1 protein-coding gene is annotated in these 1,982 nt (G+C 35.4%); it reads right to left on the reverse strand.

The window, feature by feature from the left end; all coding sequences use genetic code 11:
* Positions 1–1,197 precede the first annotated feature (1,197 nt).
* Positions 1,198–1,959: a protein rep gene (locus ACYU87_RS27500; RefSeq protein WP_461137212.1), complete on the reverse strand. Its 762-nt coding sequence runs from the start codon at positions 1,957–1,959 to the stop codon at positions 1,198–1,200.
* Between the last annotated feature and the right edge of the window lie 23 nt (positions 1,960–1,982).

Genomic DNA, 1,982 nt, shown 5'->3' on the forward strand with positions numbered 1-1,982 from the left:
GGAACATATCCACTGATAAGCTTTGCGGTCTGTATTCGATTGCAAACAGGGCACCAGCGTTGTTTACAGTACTTGGTATTTAACTTTTTACCTGATTGGTATATGTACTTGGTGCATAACCTTGACCCATAATAGCTCTTGGTTAACGGGGAATTGGGATTATCTCGTAATAGTGCTCTGGTCAAATTGTCAGATAAATACTTCGACCTTGCACGCTTTGTTAGCGTATCATTATCTTTGTCCATAAATAAAACGTCATTACTTCTGTGGCAGGGAGTAATTGATTAATTGAATTGAATTTTATGGAGCATTGTAGGCTGCAACCTGTGATGCTCTTTTTTTGTGCAATATAGTACTTAATTCTCTTTTAGGATAACTGGGGGGGGTATTTATGCTATATCTCTTATTTAGACGACGTATACCGACTATGGTGTACATTTTCCCTACTAATTCTATCTATACCTATAACTGCTTCTATGACCTTCGTAACTATCAGTAATAACCTTTTTATATAGGGTACCCCCCCCAATAGTGCTTTCTTATCAAGAGAGACCGCCTGACTGCTATATTTGTGTGTTAGCAGAAACAGAAGCAGGCACTGTTGAGAAACAACCATTGCCGAGGGATATGCTGACCCATAGACACCAGTCTATCAGTCGACTTGTTAGCTCTAAGCCAGTCGACTTTTTTTTATTTATTTCATTTTAATTCATTCTGCATTTTATAGCCACTGATACTTTGTAACGTACCGTTACAGATTTTTAAGGCATTTGCCATTCCACCCTGTCTATTTAGGCATCTACTTTGTTCCTAGGAGAAAGTAAATAAATTAATAAATAGTCTGTTTTTTTGAAATCCTCATAAAATTAATAAATGATTTTTGGGAGAGGAAAATAATTAAATAAAAAAAGACCCCAGTTAAAGGGTCTTCTGATATTTAGCTTTTTTTTGTGGGTACGTTGACCCTCTCTCTTTCTGTTGTCTTCGGATGACTCTCCGCATACTTCTTTGTCGTTAAGCGACCACTCTCTGAATCACGATAGATTATCTTCTTAGCCATAATATTATATGTTTTATTTATTCCATTAAAGTAGCAAAATATTTGATTAAATGCTAATAATTAGACAATTATGTTTGAATAGGCATAACAAAAAAAAGAAAATTTTTAGCATTTTTCGAAGTGACAATATAACGTTTTTAGTATTTAGGTTTAATCTTTTTAGGATTTAATTTATCAATTAATTGCCTGAATTTTTCGTTCGGCTCGTAACCAGTCAAAGGGTTTCCATCCATCCCATACCAATCATTATCTTTCCATGTCCAAGTATTATAACCTGATTCCAATAAATCATAAACACGGTTGGATAAATCAATATCGTCTTTCACTGCTTTTACATTTCCAAATGGTTGAATGACACGTTTACGTTTCATTGCTTGAAACACAACATCCATACTTGTTGTTGAATAAAATTCTTTATCACCAATCGAATTGTTTGTAAGTAGTTTCGTAAAGTATTTAAATATTTCTTTTAAACTGTTTTCGTCTGCTGGTTTAAAATCTTGTGCTTTTATATCAGCAACATCCGATAATCTGCTCAGCCATGAATCAACTAACCACTCTGCTGCTTCTTTGCCTTCAACGATAACATGATAGTGAAAGTGGTAGTGATTGTTTGGTCTTACAGTACATTCACTCTTCCTGATACCATTTATCTTCCTGCGTTTACCGGCATCACTATGTAATATCCGTCTCCATGTGCTATCCATAAGAGCAATACTCTCTTCTAACTGTTCTTGAGGAACAGTTTTTTTGGTTAACGTAACGAAGTAGGGTTGATTCATTCGTTCCAGAACAGGAACATATCCACTGATAAGCTTTGCGGTCTGTATTCGATTGCAAACAGGGCACCAGCGTTGTTTACAGTACTTGGTATTTAACTTTTTACCTGATTGGTATATGTACTTGGTGCATAACCTTGACC

This window comes from Spirosoma lituiforme, assembly GCF_054776635.1.